This window comes from Xanthobacter aminoxidans (assembly GCF_043193615.1).
Lineage (GTDB): Bacteria > Pseudomonadota > Alphaproteobacteria > Rhizobiales > Xanthobacteraceae > Xanthobacter > Xanthobacter aminoxidans.
In genome coordinates this window covers 803,506-820,081 of sequence record NZ_JBAFUS010000001.1, presented here as the reverse complement: position 1 = coordinate 820,081, position 16,576 = coordinate 803,506, and the positions used below count along the sequence as shown (strand labels likewise).

Here is a 16,576-nt window from a genome sequence, read left to right as displayed (position 1 = left end):
ATAACGCGGCTGAAGCGATGAGCATGCCCGGGGCGCTCACAGAGCCCGCAGAGTTTGATGTTTGGGATGTCGCCTTGGAAGCGGGCAAAGGTGCTTCAACGTCCCTTGACCGTCTCGCGGCCTTAACCAGCTTCGTGCAAGACCGCTTGACCCCGGGTCTCGGAGACCCGCGAGATCGCAGACAGGTCGATCGCGAGTTCCCGCGCTCCGGTCTCGTCGGCTCCTAACCGGCGTAGCATCGTGACGAAGGCCTCGGGGTCTGGCTGTCCCAGCGCGAGACGGTAGTAGAGTAGGTCATTGAGCATATGGTCCCGTCGGGCCGCCCGGTGGCTGAACCGCCAGTCGAAGCTGACGCTGGTCGGGCGGCCTTCGGCCGGAAGCCACCACCGCTCGAGCCCCGTGTGGTCGCTATCGACCCTCCTGGCAAGCGAGATCAGCTCGCCGAACGGGCTCGTGCTACGTGCGGCGGCGAGCGATTGCACGCCATGCTCCCGCGCCAGCGAGCGGCGGACAGCGAGACTCCCGTAGCGCGCGATGCGGCCCTCGCGCTGCTCGAAGTCGACCGGATCGCCCGGGAGGTCCCAGTGGACGATCCGGCTGCACCACAGATGGAAGTCCAGTCCCTCCTGGCCGATCGAGGTCGTGCAGAGCATGTGCGGCCAGAAGGGTGAGTTGAACGCGCGGCGAAGGGTATCGCTGCGGAGACGTTTGCCTCCCTTCTTCCCTTCGCGGCTCTGCTCGCCTCCGGCGAAAGGGGTCACTGCCTGCACCGGGACGCGGTGGTTGGTTCTTCCACGGCGGAACTGCACGAGGCCGGGACGGTCGAGCAGGCTCTCCGAAAGCTGCTCGACGATCCCCAGCCCTTCGGCGTCGCCCAGCCTGGAGAGGAGGCACATCTGCTCGTCCAGCACGGCCTCGAAGCCGCCCTTAAGCATCGCGTCCGCGAGCGCGTCGGGATAGCGCTTTTTCTTGGACGATGACTGGATGAGCTCAGCGAAGGCTCTGTGGCCGAGATAGGGCCGCATCCTCTCCCATGAGAACGTAAATGTCCGTTGGCGGTCGCGGGGCCGATCCTGCGGCACATCGTGGCGCACAAGGCATCGCGCCAGGATCGAGCCCGGCGATGACAGAAGGTGGTCGCTGAGCGCCGTCACCTCGGCCGGCGAGACCCGGTTGATCTTGGGCAGGCCGGACCACTTCTTGGCCTTCGCGCCCCGGCTGGCCTTGGCAGCCAGCGATGACACCCTCTGGTATGTTCTCCTGTTGATCTCACGCTCGATCCCGGCCGCGACGATCCAGGTCGGACGCTTCTCCGTCCCGTCGAGGCGGATCCGCCTCCCCCGGAGATACGCCTCGAGCTGTCGACGGGCGTCCGCCCGGACGCTCGCGAGCGTCGTGCCCCTCGACTTCTGCGGTTCGATCGCGAGTGGCAGGTTGGGCCACGGCATGAAGAGCCCGACCAGAGCGCCGGTCTCGCTGCCGCCGGGCCGTAAGAGCGGGACGGGCGCTTTCGCCTTCGGCTTGCGCAGCCCACCGGACAGGTTGATCGAGAGCAGCGCCGAGATGGCCGTTGGGGCGCCGCGCCACCTGCTGAACAGCAACGTCTTGCCGGGAACCGAACGCTTGTCGGACCACGGACCCTCCAGTCGCCACCAGGCGACGGTCGGCGGTTGCCAAGGTAGCGAGAGATAGGCTGGATCCCCGACTAGCTTGGCGAGATGGCGCAGTTGGGGATGCGCCAGACTGCCCTTACCGCTTCCTGCCTCGATCGGAGCGGGCCTGGCCGCCTGGAGGGACTTCCAGATCTTATAGCCGTGCATCGTCTGCGCGGGGTATGGGATAGACGTCCACATCGCTGGCGCCCAGCCGGCAAACTCCGGTCCGGCAGACTCCGCGAAGTGCTTGAACACGACAAGGTCCTGGGTCTCGACGGAGACCTGCGGGTTATCGCGCTCGAACAGATCCTCCTTGTGCACCAGAGCGCGTTCCGTCCGAGCCATCAGAGGCCGGAGAAGCACCTCGAGCCTCTCCTTGGCGCCCAGGACCGACGCGCGGATCGCGTCCCTCGTCCCGGTCGTCTTCAAGGCACAGTGGTAGTCGCGCATCGCCTGCTCAACTGCGACCCGGCATCCTTCGTCGTCGGCGAGGAAGCCGGCGAGAGCGATGAGCGATCGGTAGTGGTCGACCTCGTGGATCTCGTCGCCCCCGAGGCGTCGCAGCCTGTAGGGTGTCGCTGAGAGCAGAAGCACCGCCGGTCGCTCGTCGCCGCCGAGAAGCGCCTCCACGAGGAGCCGATGAATCCGCGCTCGTTCCTGCTTGAGCCGAACGTTAGGAGTATCGGCCTTTGGAACGATCAAATCCGCATATCGGTGGAACTCGTCGAGAACTACCAGGTCGGGCTTGACCGTCTTGAGCCGCAGCGCCGCCAGCGCGAGGACCGACCTGAAGCGCCCGATGAACTCGACGACGTCGACACCATCACCCTCGAGCCATCCCAACACGGACTTCTCGATGCTCCCCGACTGGCAGTCAAAGATGTCCCGCATTGCCCGCTCGACCCCGATGGCGTTGAAGCCCTTCAGGTCGCCCCGGTCGGAGAGCAAAAGCCGACCGCCCGCAGCGCGCTCGCGGTCGAGCTGTTTCACAGCGGACAACAATGCTGGGAACCGCTCCAGCGCCGAGAGTATCAGTTCGCGCTCCGCCTTTCGGCCGGTTCTCGGGCCCGGCTTCCATCCGGGCAGGCTCGTCTCCGGAGTGAAGGTGAACACCCGGAACCCGTTCCCCTCCTCGGGCAGCCAGCCGGGGACCAGCGCGAGCCGGTCCCCGCCGGGATCGTACTTCTCGGGGTCGATCCCGGTCAGCGAGATGAACTTCGGCCGGTTCTGACCGGCGATCTCGAGGCTCGGACAGAGATACATCACGTTCAGCCGCCTGCTTCCCTTCTGCAGCTGCTGGGCGATCGACCGAGCGATGAGGGTCTTGCCCAGTCCAACCTCGTCGGCGACGAGGAAGCGTCGCGGGCCGTTGGCCTTGAGGACCTCGCTCGCCACCTGGACGGTGCGGGACTGGAATGGTGCCAGCTCCATCAGGCGCCCCCGTGGATTGCGTCGTGGACGGCCTGCAGGAACGGCCGAACGTCGGAGAGGTCCGCGAGTGCAGCACGCTTCTCCTCCTCGTCAGGCGGCTCCTTGAAGGTCTCCTGGAAGGAATCGAGCATCGCTATCATGCCGGCGGTGCGTCGCTCGAAGCCCCGAGGATCGCGGGCCCAGGCGGAGAGCATCGTCTCTAGGGTGAACATCTCTGAGATCCTAGAGATCTTGCGCTCATGGGTCTTCTGTAGCCCATCGGACCACCTCTCGCCCGCTGTGCCGTCGAGGCCTTCGAGCTGCGAGCGTAACCAGTCCCGGAACCTGCTGGCCCCAACATATCGGGTCAGGAGCGCTCGGTCGCGCCGGTCATGGTCGAGACCTGTGACTGGTAGCGACAGCACCCAGCATCGTTGGACAGTGGGGTCCGTCAGGCTGGTCGCGCGGAACGAGACAAGCGACGTCTGCTCGCTCAGCACGATATTTCCGCGCAGAAGCCGGACGCTCCGCATCCCTGTCTCGATCCGGACCCAGGCGTCGGGGGCGAGGAATGGTGCAGCCTCGAACCGCGCGGTCTGGAGTGCCGCGTCCGCGCCCTCGCCAACTGTAAGCGTCAGCCCGCCGACCTCATATTCGAGGCCGAGCTTGCATTCGAGAAGAAGAGCTATCCGCTCGTCCAGCTGTCGCTCGCTCTCCTCGAGCTCTGCGAGGTCCTCGTCCACCCGGGAAGGGTCGAACTCGAAGCCAGATTGCACGAAGCTATGAAGCGAACCGGCCAGCGCCGTGTCCGTGACGTCGAGGATGGCGACCGCCTCGGCGTTTGGACCTAGCAGTCCGCGCTTCGTCAGGTTCGCGCTGCCGAGCATGATGGTCGATCGCTTCCCCTTGGTGACGGCGATCATCTTGGCGTGGACGCCAGCCGATACCGGCTCAATAAACTCGGCGGTCCTGTCAACCGCCTGCTGCTCCACCGAGACCGTCGTTTCCGGCTCGGGTGCCGAACGTGTTCGAAAGACGATCCCCGATAGTGGCGCACAGCTGCCAGCCGACACGTCATTGGTCAGCAGGGTAACGGAGGGCGAGCCTGCGCGTAACAGTTGGCGCAGTCCGGTCACATCGATGAAGGGGCTGATCGCGCTGGCCATCTCCGCCCCATCCAGCAACGGCGCGGAGATGAAGGGTGTGCCTCCACCCGGCCTACGCCACAGCAATCGCCGGACGGCCGTGCCGGCGGGAGCCAGCCAGCGCGCAGCGCGCAGCTCTTCGAGTTCAGACGCAGTGAATTCGCCTTCGATCAGGAGGCCACGCGCCAGTTTGGCAATGTCCCGAACCGGACGCGCCGCCATGTCGTGCGACGACGCAAGGAGGAGGCCGGCGTCGAGGTCGCGCGAGCCAGTCAAGTTCCGGCTGCCGATCCAGAAGCGCCATTGGACGGGATCGCCATTGTATCGAACGAGGGCGACCTTCGGATGCCAGCTCTGGCGGCGCTCGTTGGCCGGGATCGCCTCGACCATCGTGTCGAGCAGTGGCAGGATCGACCTGTGCGCTCGGGGTGCGATTATGCGACCGACCTGATGCAGTACGCGGAGCCTGCCGCGCACGCCGTCGAAGGCCTTCACGAGGCCGAGCGGAGAGTTCTCGAACTCGGCCTCGGCGTCTCCGCCAAGCACCAGGACGAGTCCGAGTAGCGCGACGAGATCGAGCGAGTAGGTGGCGATGACCGCTCGCGAGATGGATTGCCCAGCGTCGGGGCGCAGTGCGCCGAAGACTGAGATGCGGCTGCCCGGGTCGAAGCTCATTTGGCCGCTCCGAGCCGGATGATCATCTCCTGCACCACCGGCCACCGGTAGTCGAGAGGTGTTGCGACACCTTTGCGCCAGTCCGCGCGCCGCTTAGCGTTGATCAGGTATGCCCGTTCCCCCTTCAGGTCGCGTTCGCGGGTCTCGAGGACCCGGGAGATGCCGTCCAGCGCCCCATTGGAACGAATCCATTCGAGCACGTCCTGTACGAAGCTCGTGAGGTATTTATCCATGCGGGTTGCTGCGCGCAGGGCGTCGAGGTCAGTTTCCAGCGCGGCATCGCGATGCTCGGCGATGAGCTCAGGCAACGCGTCGGAATGGAGCTGCTCGTCTATCTTCAAGTCGACGTTGCGCTTCGCCTCGACGAGTGCGGCATAGGCCGCGCGGGCGATGCAGGCGATCGACGCCGCCCTTCGTGCCAGCGCGAGCAACTTCCGCTCCTCGGGGGATGCTACGTCCCAAACCTGCCGCGACCAGAGCGAACTTGGGGCCGCGCCGGCTTCTGCGAGGCGGCTGAGCAGCGGACGCGTCCCACCCGGACCGGCCTGCCACCATTTTCGACGGATGTACTCCGCTTCGACGCCACGGAGTTCGAAATCGAGGTGGCCGGACTTGCGCGGCCAGTCGTCAGGCGCGCGCGGGATGTCTTCGAACGGATCGATCAGCGATGCCTTGAGCGCGTCGCTGTCGTCTCGCGCGACAAGCCTCGGCCAGGCGGCCTGCAACTGCGACTCCGTCGGGGCATCGCCGATGCCTACGACAGGACTTACGATCTTCCAGGAGCGGAGGGCGGTCCAGTAGATCGTACTCGCGCGGACCACGGGGCGCTCCCCCGCCTGATACTTCATCCACCCCGAGATTCCCGAGTTCTGGAGCTGCCGAACGGTCTTCATTAGTCGAAGGGAGTAGCGGCGCTCGATCTCGAAAAGCCGGTCGCGGTCGAAGCGGCCGCCCGAGCTCTCGGCTAGCAGCTCCTGATACGACCAGGCGACGAAAAAAACATAGCGCAGTTGCTGATGCTGGACCGAGGTTCCCGGGAAGAAGCGGTCGGCGAACGCGAAGTGGATCGGGGAGAAGCCGAGCTCATCCCGCGTCCCGTCCGACGATAGCTTCGACAGGAACCGGTGCGCCGCGTCGCGATCGGCCTCCGAGAGCATAAACCATCCGATGGCTGGCGAGCTGTTTACGGGACCTCTCCCATGCGGATCGGACAATCTCCTCCCGTTCATGCATCGTCCTCGTTTGAATGACGAGGGTCGCAGGTTTGTAGACAATGCGGTTGCCACGAGAGAGCACCGCAATGTTGCCCGAGCCCATCAGCCTGACAGGTAACAAACCCGCACCCTCCAGGGTGTAGCGAATTAGCAGTTTCAAAGGAGCATACTGAACCGCCCCGAGTTTTCTATGCGCCCTCGGCTTTGGCGCTGTGCTGCCGTTCGAACTCTCTGGGTGACAGCATCCCGTTCCGTGCGTGCTTGTGGGTGGGGTTGTAGAACACTCGATATAATCGAACACATCGCGGCGTGCCGCGTCGCGCTTGCGGTAAACCTTGCGACAGAAGCGTTTGCGCTTGAGCAGGTTGAAGAAGCTCTCGGCCACGGCGTTGTCATGGCAGTTGCCGCGACGGCTCTTTGAATGCTGGAGATCGTGGTGTTTCGCGGACGCGCTCTTCCTTCAACTCGGCCCCATCTGCGTCTCTCGCGTAGTGCTCTAGCAAAGCCCGTTGCAGGGCTTCCGTCGCCCGCAGGATGTCGCGTCCGTCGATGAGGCGCAGCCTTCTCTCCTGGGCTGCTGCCTTGGCAAGGCTCTGCAGGCCGGCGTCGTCGATGCCTTGCGCAATGGCTGCGGCCTGATCGTCTGCTGCATCTCGCCGAGCTTCCCGCTCCTCCTGAGAGAAGGGCACCGGCGGCGTCTGGCGTTCCAAACTGTAGAGATAGGACCTAGCCAACTGCTGGAGATCGGCATCCGAGACGCCCGCAGGCTCGTCATGCCCGATGCCGGTGTCGACGCCGGTGAGCTTGGCCCGGGCCTCGGCGAATAGCGTGTCTGCCTTCACCGACTCGATGTGTGAAAGGCGGACTGCCTCGCGGTGGCTGATGGTGCCCAGGCTCTTCCAGATTTCCCGCTTGCCGATGATCGGCCGGAGTTCCTCCGGCACATACGCTCGAAAGGTCCACCGACCGCCACGGCAAAACAGCCTCTGGGGCTTGCTCATTTCGTCTCCGACTGTAGCAGGAGACTGTAGCAAATGCCGTTTCAAGCCTTTGATCTTGCCCATCGTTTTGGGATTTCAATGGGTTGGGATGGTGCTGCGAGAGAGGATTGAACTCTCGACCTCTCCCTTACCAAGGGAGTGCTCTACCACTGAGCTACCGCAGCGTGCCGGCGGCCGCACCAGGAGGGGACCGCGGAGACGGGTGTGCCGTCGTCAGGAGCGCTCCTCTAGTACATGCGGCGCTGCGGTGCAAGGGGCTCGGCGCCGATGGCAGTGGATGACATGCCAGGCAGACACGGTTGGGCGCTCGGCAGGCTACGGGCGCTGAAAAAATGCGCCTGCTTGCGGCTTGAGCGATTCCTTCTGCGCAGCTAGCCTCCAGCTACGAGGCCTGGATGGGGGAAGTCATGGCAGCGGACAAGGCGCGCAAGGAAACCATCGGCGCCGTCCGGCGCACGTTTGCCCCATGGAAGGATCCAACCCAGACGCCGCTCATCCGCTTCGAGAATGTCGTCAAGCGGTTCGGCGATTTCACTGCGGTCAACAATGTCAGCCTGGACATCTATGAGCGGGAGTTCTTCGCTCTGCTCGGCCCCTCGGGCTGCGGCAAGACCACCCTCATGCGGATGCTCGCCGGCTTCGAGGAACCGACCTCCGGCCGCCTGACGCTCGCGGGTGAAGATCTTGCGGGGGTGCCGCCTTACCGGCGGCCGGTGAACATGATGTTCCAGTCCTACGCGCTGTTCCCGCACATGAACGTGGCGGACAACATCGCCTTCGGCCTGAAGCAGGACAAGATGCCGAAGGCCGACATCGACGCCCGCGTTGCCGAGATGCTGGAACTGGTGAAGCTTGAGCAGTTCGCCAAGCGCAAGCCGCACCAGCTTTCCGGCGGCCAGCGCCAGCGCGTCGCACTCGCCCGTTCGCTCGCCAAGCGCCCCAAGGTGCTGCTGCTGGATGAGCCGCTCGGTGCCCTCGACAAGAAGCTGCGCGAGGAGACCCAGTTCGAGCTGATGGACCTGCAGATGTCCCTCGGCATGACCTTCCTGATCGTGACCCACGACCAGGAGGAGGCCATGACCGTGGCCGACCGCATCGCGGTGATGAATCACGGCGTGCTGGTGCAGGTGGCCCCGCCGGCGGAAATCTACGAGCAGCCGGCCACGCGCTACATCGCCGACTTCATCGGCGAGGTGAACCTGATCGAATCGACCGTGACCGCATGCGAGGGCGAGACCACGCGCCTCACCTCCGAGGTGACGCCGTCGCCGCTGACCGTGGCGCATCCCTGCGAGGCCGGGCCCGGCGGCAAGGCCTGCATCGCCATTCGGCCGGAAAAGCTGCGCATTTCGCTCGATCCGCCGCCTGAGGGGACGGAGAACGTCTTCGCCGGGGAAATCTGGGACATCGGCTATCTGGGCGATCTCTCCATCTATCACGTGGAGCTCGCCTGCGGTCAGCGCCTCAAGGTGTCCCAGCCGAACCTGTCGCGCCGGGTGGCGCGGCCCATTTCCTGGGAGGACAAGGTGTGGGTCACGTTTGATCCCGACGCCGGCGTCCTTCTGACCCGTTAGGAGGCAGTCATGGCCATGGCGGGAGAAAAGGGACGGGGCCGCTGGTTCGTGATCGCGGTTCCCTATCTGTGGCTTCTGGCGCTGTTCCTGGCGCCCTTCCTCATCGTCTTCAAGATCTCGCTGTCGCAGGACGTGGTGGCCCAGCCGCCCTATGCGCCGCAACTCGATCTCTCCAACGGCCTTTCGGGCCTGACCGACTTCCTGTCGCAGCTTTCCCTCGCCAATTACGGCTACGTGCTGGATTTCTCGAACGAATTCCTCGCCGCCTACGGCTCCAGCCTCATCATCGCCTCCATCTCGACGATCCTGCTGCTGCTGGTTGGATACCCCATCGCCTACGCCATGGCGCGGGCGCCGCGCTCCATTCAGCCGACGCTGCTGATGCTGGTGATCCTGCCCTTCTGGACCTCGTTCCTCATCCGCGTCTACGCATGGATCGGCATCCTCTCGCCGGAGGGTCTGCTCAATCAGGGGCTGATGTCGCTGGGGGTCATCGACACGCCGCTGGAGATCCTGAATACCAATCTCGCGGTCTATATCGGCATCGTCTATTCCTACCTGCCGTTCATGGTGCTGCCGCTCTATTCGGCGCTGGAGAAGCTCGACCTCACACTTCTCGAAGCCGCGGCCGATCTCGGCTGCCCGCCGGTGAAGGCCTTCTGGAAGATCACCTTCCCGCTCTCCCTTCCCGGCGTCGCCGCCGGCGCGCTGCTGTGCTTCATCCCGGCGGTGGGCGAGTTCGTGATCCCTGATCTTCTTGGCGGCTCCGACACGCTGATGATCGGCAAGTCGCTGTGGACCGAATTCACTGTGAACCGCTCCTGGACCGTCTCCTCGGCGGTGGCGGTGCTGCTGCTGCTCGTGCTGGTGATCCCCATCGTGATCTACCAGAACATCCAGCAGCGCGAACTGGAGGCAGGCAAATGAGAAAAGGCCTCACCTGGTTCAACGTCACGTCCATCGTGCTGGGCTTCGCCTTCCTCTACATTCCAATCATTCTGTTGGTGATCTACTCTTTCAACGCGTCAAGACTTGTCACCGTCTGGGCCGGTTTCTCCACCCAATGGTACTGGTCTTTGCTGGAGAACGAGCAGCTCATTGATGCTGCCTGGGTGACGTTGCGCATCGCCTTCTTCTCCTCGCTGGCCGCAACCGTGCTCGGCACCATGGCGGCGCTGGCGCTCACCCGCTATGGGCGATTCGGCGGGCGCACGCTGTTCTCGGGCATGATCTACGCGCCCCTCGTCATGCCCGAGGTCATCACCGGCCTGTCGCTGCTGCTGCTGTTCGTGGCGGTGAATTTCGACCGCGGCTTCTGGACCGTGCTGCTCGCCCACATCACCTTCACCATGTGCTTCGTGGCCGTTGTGGTGCAGTCGCGCCTCGTCACCTTCGATCGCACGCTGGAGGAAGCGGCGCTGGATCTCGGCTGCCCGCCGTTCCAGACCTTCTTCAAGATCACCCTGCCGCTCATCCTGCCGGCGGTGGTGTCCGGCTTCATGCTGGCCTTCACCCTGTCGCTGGATGATCTGGTGATCGCGAGCTTCACCACCGGACCCGGCGCCACCACGCTGCCCATGCGCATCTATTCGCAGGTGCGCCTCGGCGTGACGCCGGAGATCAACGCGGTCTGCACCATCCTCATCGCCATTGTGACGGTGGTGGTCATCATTGCCTCCATCGTCACAAAGCGGGCCGAGAGCCAGCGTGAGGCCGAGGAGCGGGCGGCGCTGCAATAGGGGGCATCGCGAGGGCGCGCAGCGCGCCCATTCCCGGTGCTGTCCGTTCAGACGGCGGCAAAGGCGCTGAAGGCGGTCACGATCTGGACCATGAGCAGCAGGCCGCCAGCCAGCATCGCTCCGCCCATCAGCAGCGCGATCCCACGGTTGCGGTCGGCGGATACGGAGGCGGCGGACGCCATGCAACACGCTCCAAGTGTGCGAGTTTCCGGGAGCGTGGCAGCAAATCGTTAACCATAACCTTAAGTATCGGCATCCCAGGCCCGCGCCCGGAAGGCAGCCTCAGCGGCCCTCGCGCACCCAGGCGGCGGTGATGACGCCGAGCAGCAGGAGCAGGCCCGAGAGACCCGCGAACATCGGGAACAGGCCGATGCCGCGCACCACCGAGACGTCCCGCGTCTTCAGCCCCATCCAGTCCTCGCCGGCGAGCCGGTCCGAGGCGGAGACCTGCACGAGGCGCGGCACCTGCCCGTTGAGATCGGCGAGCCGCCACACGCCGCCGCCCGTGGCCGCCGCGATGGGGGCGAGCACGTCGCGGGTGCTCGTCACCTCGGCGAACTCCTTCGGGTTCAGGGGGCCGATATTGGCGAGGGCGTTCAGCGTGCCGTTCTGTGCCCGCCACAGGCCCAGTTCGTCCGCCGGCGTCTTGGCCTGCCACAGGCCGGGCTCGACCTGGGCGAGGGTGAGGGTGCGCAGCGCGCCGGAGGGCGTGGTGACGGTGGCGGGCGGCACCTGGTCCGCCATGGTCTGGCGCTCCACCACCAGGTCGCGGCCGGAAACCGTGAGCTTGAGGCGCTCCTCCTCCAGGTCCGGCTCCTTCATCAGCCAGTGGGAGAGACGGCGGAGCAGGTCGATGTGCGGGCCGCCGCCCTCGTAGCCGCGCGCCCACAGCCAGATGTGGTCGGAGAGGAGGAGGGCGACGCGGCCCTCGCCCACCCGGTCCACAAGCAGCACCGGCTTGTCGCCGGGCGCGGACATGAGGCTGGTGCCGGAGCGCGCCTGCGCGTCGATCACACGGAAGAAGCGGCTCCAGTGGGGCGGGTCGCTCTCCGATCCCGGCAGGTTGCGGGTGACGGGATGGCGCTTGCCGGGGTCGGTGAGCTTGGCGTGATAGGGCGCGTCGGTGGCCTCGCCGCGCGGTATGCCGGGAAGGATTTCCTCCAGAGGCGTGTTGTAGAGCGAGCCGGTGTCGAGGAAGTCCGTGCCCGCGGCCACCAGCACGGCGCCGCCGGCGCGCACGTAGCGCACGATGTTGTCGAAATAGATCTGCGGCAGCACGCCCTGCTGGGCGTAGCGATCGAAGATGATGAGGTCGAAATCCTTGATCTTGGTCTGGAACAGCTCGCGGGTCGGAAAGGCGATCAGCGAGAGCTCGTTGATGGGCGTGCCGTCCTGCTTCTCCGGCGGGCGCAGGATGGTGAAGTGGACGAGGTCCACATTGGCGTCGCTCTTGAGCAGGTTGCGCCAGGTGCGCTCGCCCACGTTCGGCTCACCGGAGACGAGGAGCACGCGCAGCTTGTCGCGCACGCCGTCGATGGCGACGGCGGTGCGGTTGTTCACCTGCGTCGGCTCGCCCTCGAGCGGGGGCACCTCGAACTCGACGATGTTGGGGCCGGCGTGGGTGATATCCACGTCGATGCTGGCGCTGCGCCCGGTGGTGACGGTGGGGCGGCCGATGACTTCGCCGTCGCGGCGGATGGTGACGGGCACGCGGGCGCCGGCCGGCGCGCCTTCGTCCGTCACCTTGAAGGTGATGGTCTGCTTCTGGCCGACGATGCCGAAGCGCGGCGTCTTCTCCAGCGCCACGCGGCGGTCCCGCTCGCCGGCGCGGCCGGTGATGAGGGCGTGGACGGGGGCAGAAAAGCCCAGCGCGCCGGCATTCTCCGGCGTGTCGTGAACCCGCCCGTCGGTGATCATGATGGCGCCGGCCACCCGCTCCGGCGGCACATCGGCAAGGCCGGCCGAGAGGGCGGAGAACAGGCGCGTGCCGTCCACCGAACCGTCGCCCGCGTCGGCCTCGATGGTGCGCACCTCGACGCCGGAGAGCTTGCCCAGGCGCTCGGCGAGCTGGGCGCGGGCGGCCTCGGTCTGCTGGGTGCGTTCGCCGAAGGATTGGGACTGGCTCTTGTCCACCACCAGCGCCACAACGGAAGACAGCGGCTCGCGCTCCTCGCGGGTGAAGGAGGGGTTGGCGAGCGCCAGCAGGCCCACTGCCAGCGCCAGCGCCCGGAACACCGAGCCACGCGTGCGGGAATAGACCAGCAGCCCCGCCAGCACAGCAGCAGTGATCGCCACCGCGATCAGCGCCGGCAGCGGCAGGAAGGGGGAGAAGGTGAGGCCGTAGCTCATCGGATGGATGTCTTCCTCACTGCCCCAGCCGTTCCAGAAGCGCCGGCACGTGCACCTGATCCGCCTTGTAGTTGCCGGTCAACACGTACATCACCATGTTGGCGCCGGCCCGGAAGGCGATCTCGCGCTGGCGCGGCTCACCGGGGGTGAGCGGCAGCATGGGCTCGCCGGAACGCGAGACGGCCCAGGCGCCGGCCAGATCGTTCGAGGTGATGATGACGGGGGACACGCCGTCGCCGGCGCGGGCGGGGCGGTCGGCATCGTCGCGGGCGGCGGGGAGCGCCTCCACCCAGGTGGTGCCGCCGGTGAAGCGGCCGGGGAAGTCCTTCAACAGATAGAAGGCCTTGGTGAGCACGTGGTCGCGCGGCACCGGCTCCAGCTCGGGGATGTCGAGGCGGGAGAGAATCTCCTTCAGCCGCGCCTGCGCCGGGGTGAGCGGCGCGCCGGGCCCGCCGGGGGATTCGATGGCGTCGCGGGTATCGAAGATCACCGTGCCGCCCTGCTTCATGTAGGCGTCGATGCGCGCCAGAACCGGCTGCGCGGGCACCGGCGTATTGGCGAGGATGGGCCAGTAGAGCACGGGAAAGAAGGCGAGCTCGTCCTTTGCGATATCCACCCCCATGGCTTCGCCGGCCTGCAGCGCGGTGCGCTGGGCGAGAAAGGTGGCGAGCCCGTCGAGGCCGGCGCGGGAAATGTCGTCCACCTCGCTGTCGCCCGTCACCACATAGGCGAAGCGGGTCTGCGTGGTGGCCTTCAAGGCGAAGCTGTCGTCGGCCCGAGCCGGGACGGGCAGGAAGGCGCCGGCGGCGGCGCCCAGCATCACGGCGGCGAGCAGGATGGCGGCGGCCCCTGGGCGCGGCCGCGTTCCGCCCATGCGGGAGAGCCCGCCGGCGAGGAACAGAACCGCCAGAGCGTCGAGCAGCAGCAGCAGCATGGCGCCGATGAGGATAGGCCCGCGCATGTCGCGCGGCGCGCTCTCCTGCAACGGCTCCGTGCGCCCGCCCAGCGCCGCGAGGTCGAGGGCCTTGGGCCGGTCGGCGGGGAGCAGGGTGTTGACCGCCACGAGGCCGTCCGGCGGGCCGTAGAAGCCGGGCGGATGGTCGGCAGTGGAACGGCCGCGATAGTCGGCGGGCAAAGCGCGGGCGGTGGGGCCGGCGGGGCGGAAGGCGCCGAAGCCGTCGAGGACGCGGGCGGGCGGCAGCGCCGCCACATCCGGCCGGCCGGCGGGATGAATGGCGGTGTCCGCCGGCGCCGTCTCGGGCGGGGGCGGGGCATCGGACAGGGCAACCACGTGGCGCAGCATCTCAACGAATGTGCCGGAAAGGGGGAGGTTCGACCAGGATGTGTCGCCGGTGACATGGAACAGCACCAGCGCGCCCTTGCCCCGACGGGTGCCGGTGACGAGGGGTGTGCCGTCGGCGAGCGTCGCCCAGGTGCGGTCGCCCAGCGTGCCGTCCGGCTCGGCGAGCACCTGCCGGTTCACTGTCACGTCGTCGGCGGGCTTGATGTCGCGGAAGGGACCTTCCGGCGTGAGGGAGCCGAGCTTCTGCGGCGTTTCCCACGAGAGGGAGCCGCCGAGCACACGGCCGCCCCGGCGCAGGCGCACCGGCAGGAGATCGTCCTGCGCATTGGCGAGGCGCGGCCCGGCGAAGCGGATCAGCACGCCGCCGTCTTCCACGAACTTGGCGAGGCGGTTGCGGGTGGCGGGCGGGATGGTGCCCACGTCCGTTAGCGCCAGCACGGGCAGGCGCTGGTCGAGGAAGCGGTTGATGTTCTCGGTGGCCGATCCCGTCTCCGCCACGCGCAGGTCGGCGAACGGGCCGAGGGCGCGGGAGAGGTAATAGGTCGGCGCAAGGAGCGGCTGCCCGGTGTCGGTGGAGGTGCCGGAGACGACGCCCACGGAGCGCCGCCGCCAGCGCTTGTCGAGAAGCTGCACGGCGCCGGCCGAGTGCTCGCCGGCAATCTCCAGCCGTGCCACCTCGTTGCGCAATTCCACCGGCAGGTCGAAGCGGGCGTCCACCTCGCTCGCGCCCTCGGGCAGGGTGAAGGGGGCTTCGGCGAGCACGAGGCCGCGCATGTCGCGGGCCGTCACCCGGCCGGAGCGCGGGGCGCCGGAGGCCGGCCGCAGCACCTTCACCGTGAGCGCCTCGGCAGCGTTTTCCGCGCCGGCCAAGGCAAGCGGCGCGGCGACGCCGCCGCCCACCACGAGCAGGCGTGCGCCGGCGCCGAGATCGGTGAAGGCGCGGGCGGTGTCGGGATCGGCGCCAAGGTCCACGCCATCGGAAATGTAGACGATGCCGGCGCTGGGCTCGGTGCCGAGGAGGCGCCCGGCCAGCGCCAGCGCCTCCTTGCGGGCGGGCGCATAGGGCACCGGCTCCAGCGAGCGCAGGTGGTCACGCGCGGCTGCGGGAGTGGAGAGGGTCGCCTCGCGCGGCACGTCGCCGGTGGGAATGAGGGCGACCCCGCGTCCGTTGGTCTCCGCCTCGTCGATGAGGGCGGCCGCGGCGCTCCGGCGGGCCTCCCAGCTCGCGGCGGCGGGCCAGCCCTGATCGATGACGATGAGAAGCGGCCCCGAGCCGGTCGGCGCCGTCGCTGGTGGGTTCCAGATGGGGCCGGCGGCGGCGAGGATGACGAGGGCCGCCAGCAGCATCCGCAGCGCGGTGAGCCACCACGGCGTGCGCGCCGCGCTCTCCTCCTTGGGCGTGATGCCCAGGAGCAGGCGCAACGGGGGAAAGCTGACCTCGCGCGGCTTCGGCGGCACCACGCGCAGCAGGAACCACAGCAGCGGCAGCGCCAGGAAGGCGGTGAGCAGCAGCGGCGCGGAAAAGGCGAGGGGAAGACCGAACATCAGGCCGGTCCTCCAGAGACGAAGGCATGGCCGCCGTCCTTGGGGAAGGCGGACGGGCCGCCCCCCACACTCATGCGCTGGTGCAGGGCAAGCAGCATTTCGCTCGCCGGCCGGTCGGTGCGGTGGATGGCGAAGCTCCAGCCGAGCCGTTCCGCGGCGGCGCGGAGACGGGCACGGTGGTCCGCCAGCTTCACGTCATAGTCTGCCTTCCAGCTCTCGGCCCGGCCGACGGTGAGACGGTCGCCGCCCTCCGGTTCGCGGAACTCGATGCGGCCGGAGAAGGGAAACGTCTCCTCCGCCGGGTCCACGATCTGCACCAGATGGCCGTGGGCGCCCGAGGCGGCCAGCATGTGAAGCCGGGCCGAGACCTCTTCGGCCGGGCTCCAGAAATCGCTCAGCAGCACGATCTCGGAGAGCGGCGAGGGGCCGAACTCGGGCGGCAGGCTCGCAGGCAGGCGCGGCGCCAGCACCACGGCCTCGGCCATCCGCTCGACGATGCGGCGGTTGGCGGAGGGGCGCATCAATTCGGGAATGCCCACGCGCTCGCCGCCCTTCACCAGAAGCTCCGCGAGGGCGAACGCCACCACCAGCGCCCGCTCGCGCTTCGGCGGCTGTCCGCGGGAGGCATAGTCCATGGACGCCGAGAGATCCGGCCAGATCCACACCGTGTGGCTCGCCTCCCACTCGCGCTCGCGGACATAAAGATGATCGTCGCGGGCGGAGCGGCGCCAGTCCACGCGATTGGCCGGCTCGCCGTCCACGAAACGGCGGTACTGCCAGAAATTCTCACCCGTGCCCGAGCGCCGACGCCCGTGCAGGCCGTGCTGCACGCTCATGGCGATGCGGCGCGCCTCCAGGACGAGGCGCGGCATGGCTGCCGCGAGGTCTGCGGCGGCGAGGGCGGACGTCTCTACGGCGTGACGCTGCGCGTCCTCGGGCGCGCCTTTTTGTGGGGCGTTGGCCATG

11 protein-coding genes, 1 tRNA gene and 1 pseudogene are annotated in these 16,576 nt (G+C 67.4%); 3 read left to right on the top strand and 10 right to left on the bottom strand.

Features of this window, described 5'->3' with window-relative positions:
• Positions 1 to 122 precede the first annotated feature (122 nt).
• From V5F74_RS03755 to V5F74_RS03730, 6 genes and pseudogenes are all read right to left on the bottom strand, one after another.
• Entirely contained in the window at positions 123 to 3,086 is a 2,964-nt protein-coding gene (locus V5F74_RS03755; RefSeq protein ID WP_394006331.1) for a DEAD/DEAH box helicase family protein, read from the bottom strand.
• Positions 3,086 to 4,885, bottom strand: coding sequence for a phospholipase D-like domain-containing protein (locus V5F74_RS03750; protein ID WP_029557848.1), 1,800 nt, complete (start codon positions 4,883 to 4,885; stop codon positions 3,086 to 3,088). Before V5F74_RS03750 ends, V5F74_RS03755 begins: the two co-directional genes overlap by 1 nt.
• Complete coding sequence (locus tag V5F74_RS03745; protein ID WP_394006329.1) at positions 4,882 to 6,042, bottom strand: DUF6361 family protein; 1,161 nt, start codon at positions 6,040 to 6,042, stop codon at positions 4,882 to 4,884. The genes V5F74_RS03750 and V5F74_RS03745 overlap by 4 nt, the downstream gene beginning before the upstream one ends.
• Positions 6,043 to 6,287: 245 nt before the next feature.
• Positions 6,288 to 6,541: pseudogene (locus tag V5F74_RS03740) on the bottom strand (IS3 family transposase); the annotation flags it as partial.
• Positions 6,492 to 7,100 (bottom strand): DUF6538 domain-containing protein, encoded by a 609-nt coding sequence (locus V5F74_RS03735; protein WP_394006327.1) that lies wholly within the window; start codon positions 7,098 to 7,100, stop codon positions 6,492 to 6,494. The gene V5F74_RS03735 and the pseudogene V5F74_RS03740, both read right to left, overlap by 50 nt.
• A gap of 89 nt (positions 7,101 to 7,189) precedes the next feature.
• Positions 7,190 to 7,264: transfer RNA gene (locus V5F74_RS03730), tRNA-Thr, on the bottom strand.
• Positions 7,265 to 7,495: 231 nt separating this feature from the next.
• Here V5F74_RS03730 and V5F74_RS03725 point away from each other — a divergent pair.
• The 3 genes from V5F74_RS03725 to V5F74_RS03715 are packed head-to-tail and all read left to right on the top strand — an operon-like array spanning position 7,496 to position 10,413.
• Positions 7,496 to 8,674: an ABC transporter ATP-binding protein gene (locus V5F74_RS03725; protein WP_394006326.1), complete on the top strand. Its 1,179-nt coding sequence runs from the start codon at positions 7,496 to 7,498 to the stop codon at positions 8,672 to 8,674.
• Positions 8,675 to 8,683: 9 nt separating this feature from the next.
• A complete protein-coding gene (locus V5F74_RS03720) occupies positions 8,684 to 9,601 on the top strand; it encodes an ABC transporter permease subunit (protein ID WP_051679140.1) in 918 nt (305 codons plus the stop codon).
• Positions 9,598 to 10,413, top strand: a complete 816-nt coding sequence (locus V5F74_RS03715; RefSeq protein ID WP_024279773.1) for an ABC transporter permease — start codon at positions 9,598 to 9,600, stop codon at positions 10,411 to 10,413. The genes V5F74_RS03720 and V5F74_RS03715 overlap by 4 nt, the downstream gene beginning before the upstream one ends.
• A gap of 47 nt (positions 10,414 to 10,460) precedes the next feature.
• Here V5F74_RS03715 and V5F74_RS03710 read toward each other — a convergent pair whose 3' ends face one another.
• The 4 genes from V5F74_RS03710 to V5F74_RS03695 all read right to left on the bottom strand — a co-directional run bounded on the left by V5F74_RS03710 (position 10,461) and on the right by V5F74_RS03695 (position 16,575).
• The gene (locus V5F74_RS03710; protein ID WP_280938448.1) at positions 10,461 to 10,595 is read right to left on the bottom strand and encodes a hypothetical protein; all 135 of its coding nucleotides are present in this window, start codon (positions 10,593 to 10,595) and stop codon (positions 10,461 to 10,463) included.
• A gap of 100 nt (positions 10,596 to 10,695) precedes the next feature.
• A complete protein-coding gene (locus V5F74_RS03705; protein ID WP_394006324.1) occupies positions 10,696 to 12,762 on the bottom strand; it encodes a hypothetical protein in 2,067 nt (688 codons plus the stop codon).
• Positions 12,763 to 12,778: 16 nt separating this feature from the next.
• On the bottom strand, positions 12,779 to 15,610 hold the full coding sequence (locus V5F74_RS03700) for a DUF4159 domain-containing protein (protein ID WP_029557854.1): 2,832 nt from the start codon (positions 15,608 to 15,610) through the stop codon (positions 12,779 to 12,781).
• Positions 15,610 to 16,575 carry a DUF58 domain-containing protein gene (locus V5F74_RS03695; protein WP_024279770.1) on the bottom strand — a complete coding sequence of 322 codons (966 nt, stop codon included), beginning with the start codon at positions 16,573 to 16,575 and terminating at the stop codon, positions 15,610 to 15,612. The genes V5F74_RS03700 and V5F74_RS03695 overlap by 1 nt, the downstream gene beginning before the upstream one ends.
• Between the last annotated feature and the right edge of the window lies 1 nt (position 16,576).

Coding starts and splice junctions, on each gene's coding strand:
- V5F74_RS03755 (WP_394006331.1), bottom strand. CDS start 3,086: ATGGAGCTGGCACCATTCCAGTCCCGCACCGTCCAGGTGGCGAGCGAG.
- V5F74_RS03750 (WP_029557848.1), bottom strand. CDS start 4,885: ATGAGCTTCGACCCGGGCAGCCGCATCTCAGTCTTCGGCGCACTGCGC.
- V5F74_RS03745 (WP_394006329.1), bottom strand. CDS start 6,042: ATGCTCTCGGAGGCCGATCGCGACGCGGCGCACCGGTTCCTGTCGAAG.
- V5F74_RS03735 (WP_394006327.1), bottom strand. CDS start 7,100: ATGAGCAAGCCCCAGAGGCTGTTTTGCCGTGGCGGTCGGTGGACCTTT.
- V5F74_RS03725 (WP_394006326.1), top strand. CDS start 7,496: ATGGGGGAAGTCATGGCAGCGGACAAGGCGCGCAAGGAAACCATCGGC.
- V5F74_RS03720 (WP_051679140.1), top strand. CDS start 8,684: ATGGCCATGGCGGGAGAAAAGGGACGGGGCCGCTGGTTCGTGATCGCG.
- V5F74_RS03715 (WP_024279773.1), top strand. CDS start 9,598: ATGAGAAAAGGCCTCACCTGGTTCAACGTCACGTCCATCGTGCTGGGC.
- V5F74_RS03710 (WP_280938448.1), bottom strand. CDS start 10,595: ATGGCGTCCGCCGCCTCCGTATCCGCCGACCGCAACCGTGGGATCGCG.
- V5F74_RS03705 (WP_394006324.1), bottom strand. CDS start 12,762: ATGAGCTACGGCCTCACCTTCTCCCCCTTCCTGCCGCTGCCGGCGCTG.
- V5F74_RS03700 (WP_029557854.1), bottom strand. CDS start 15,610: ATGTTCGGTCTTCCCCTCGCCTTTTCCGCGCCGCTGCTGCTCACCGCC.
- V5F74_RS03695 (WP_024279770.1), bottom strand. CDS start 16,575: ATGGCCAACGCCCCACAAAAAGGCGCGCCCGAGGACGCGCAGCGTCAC.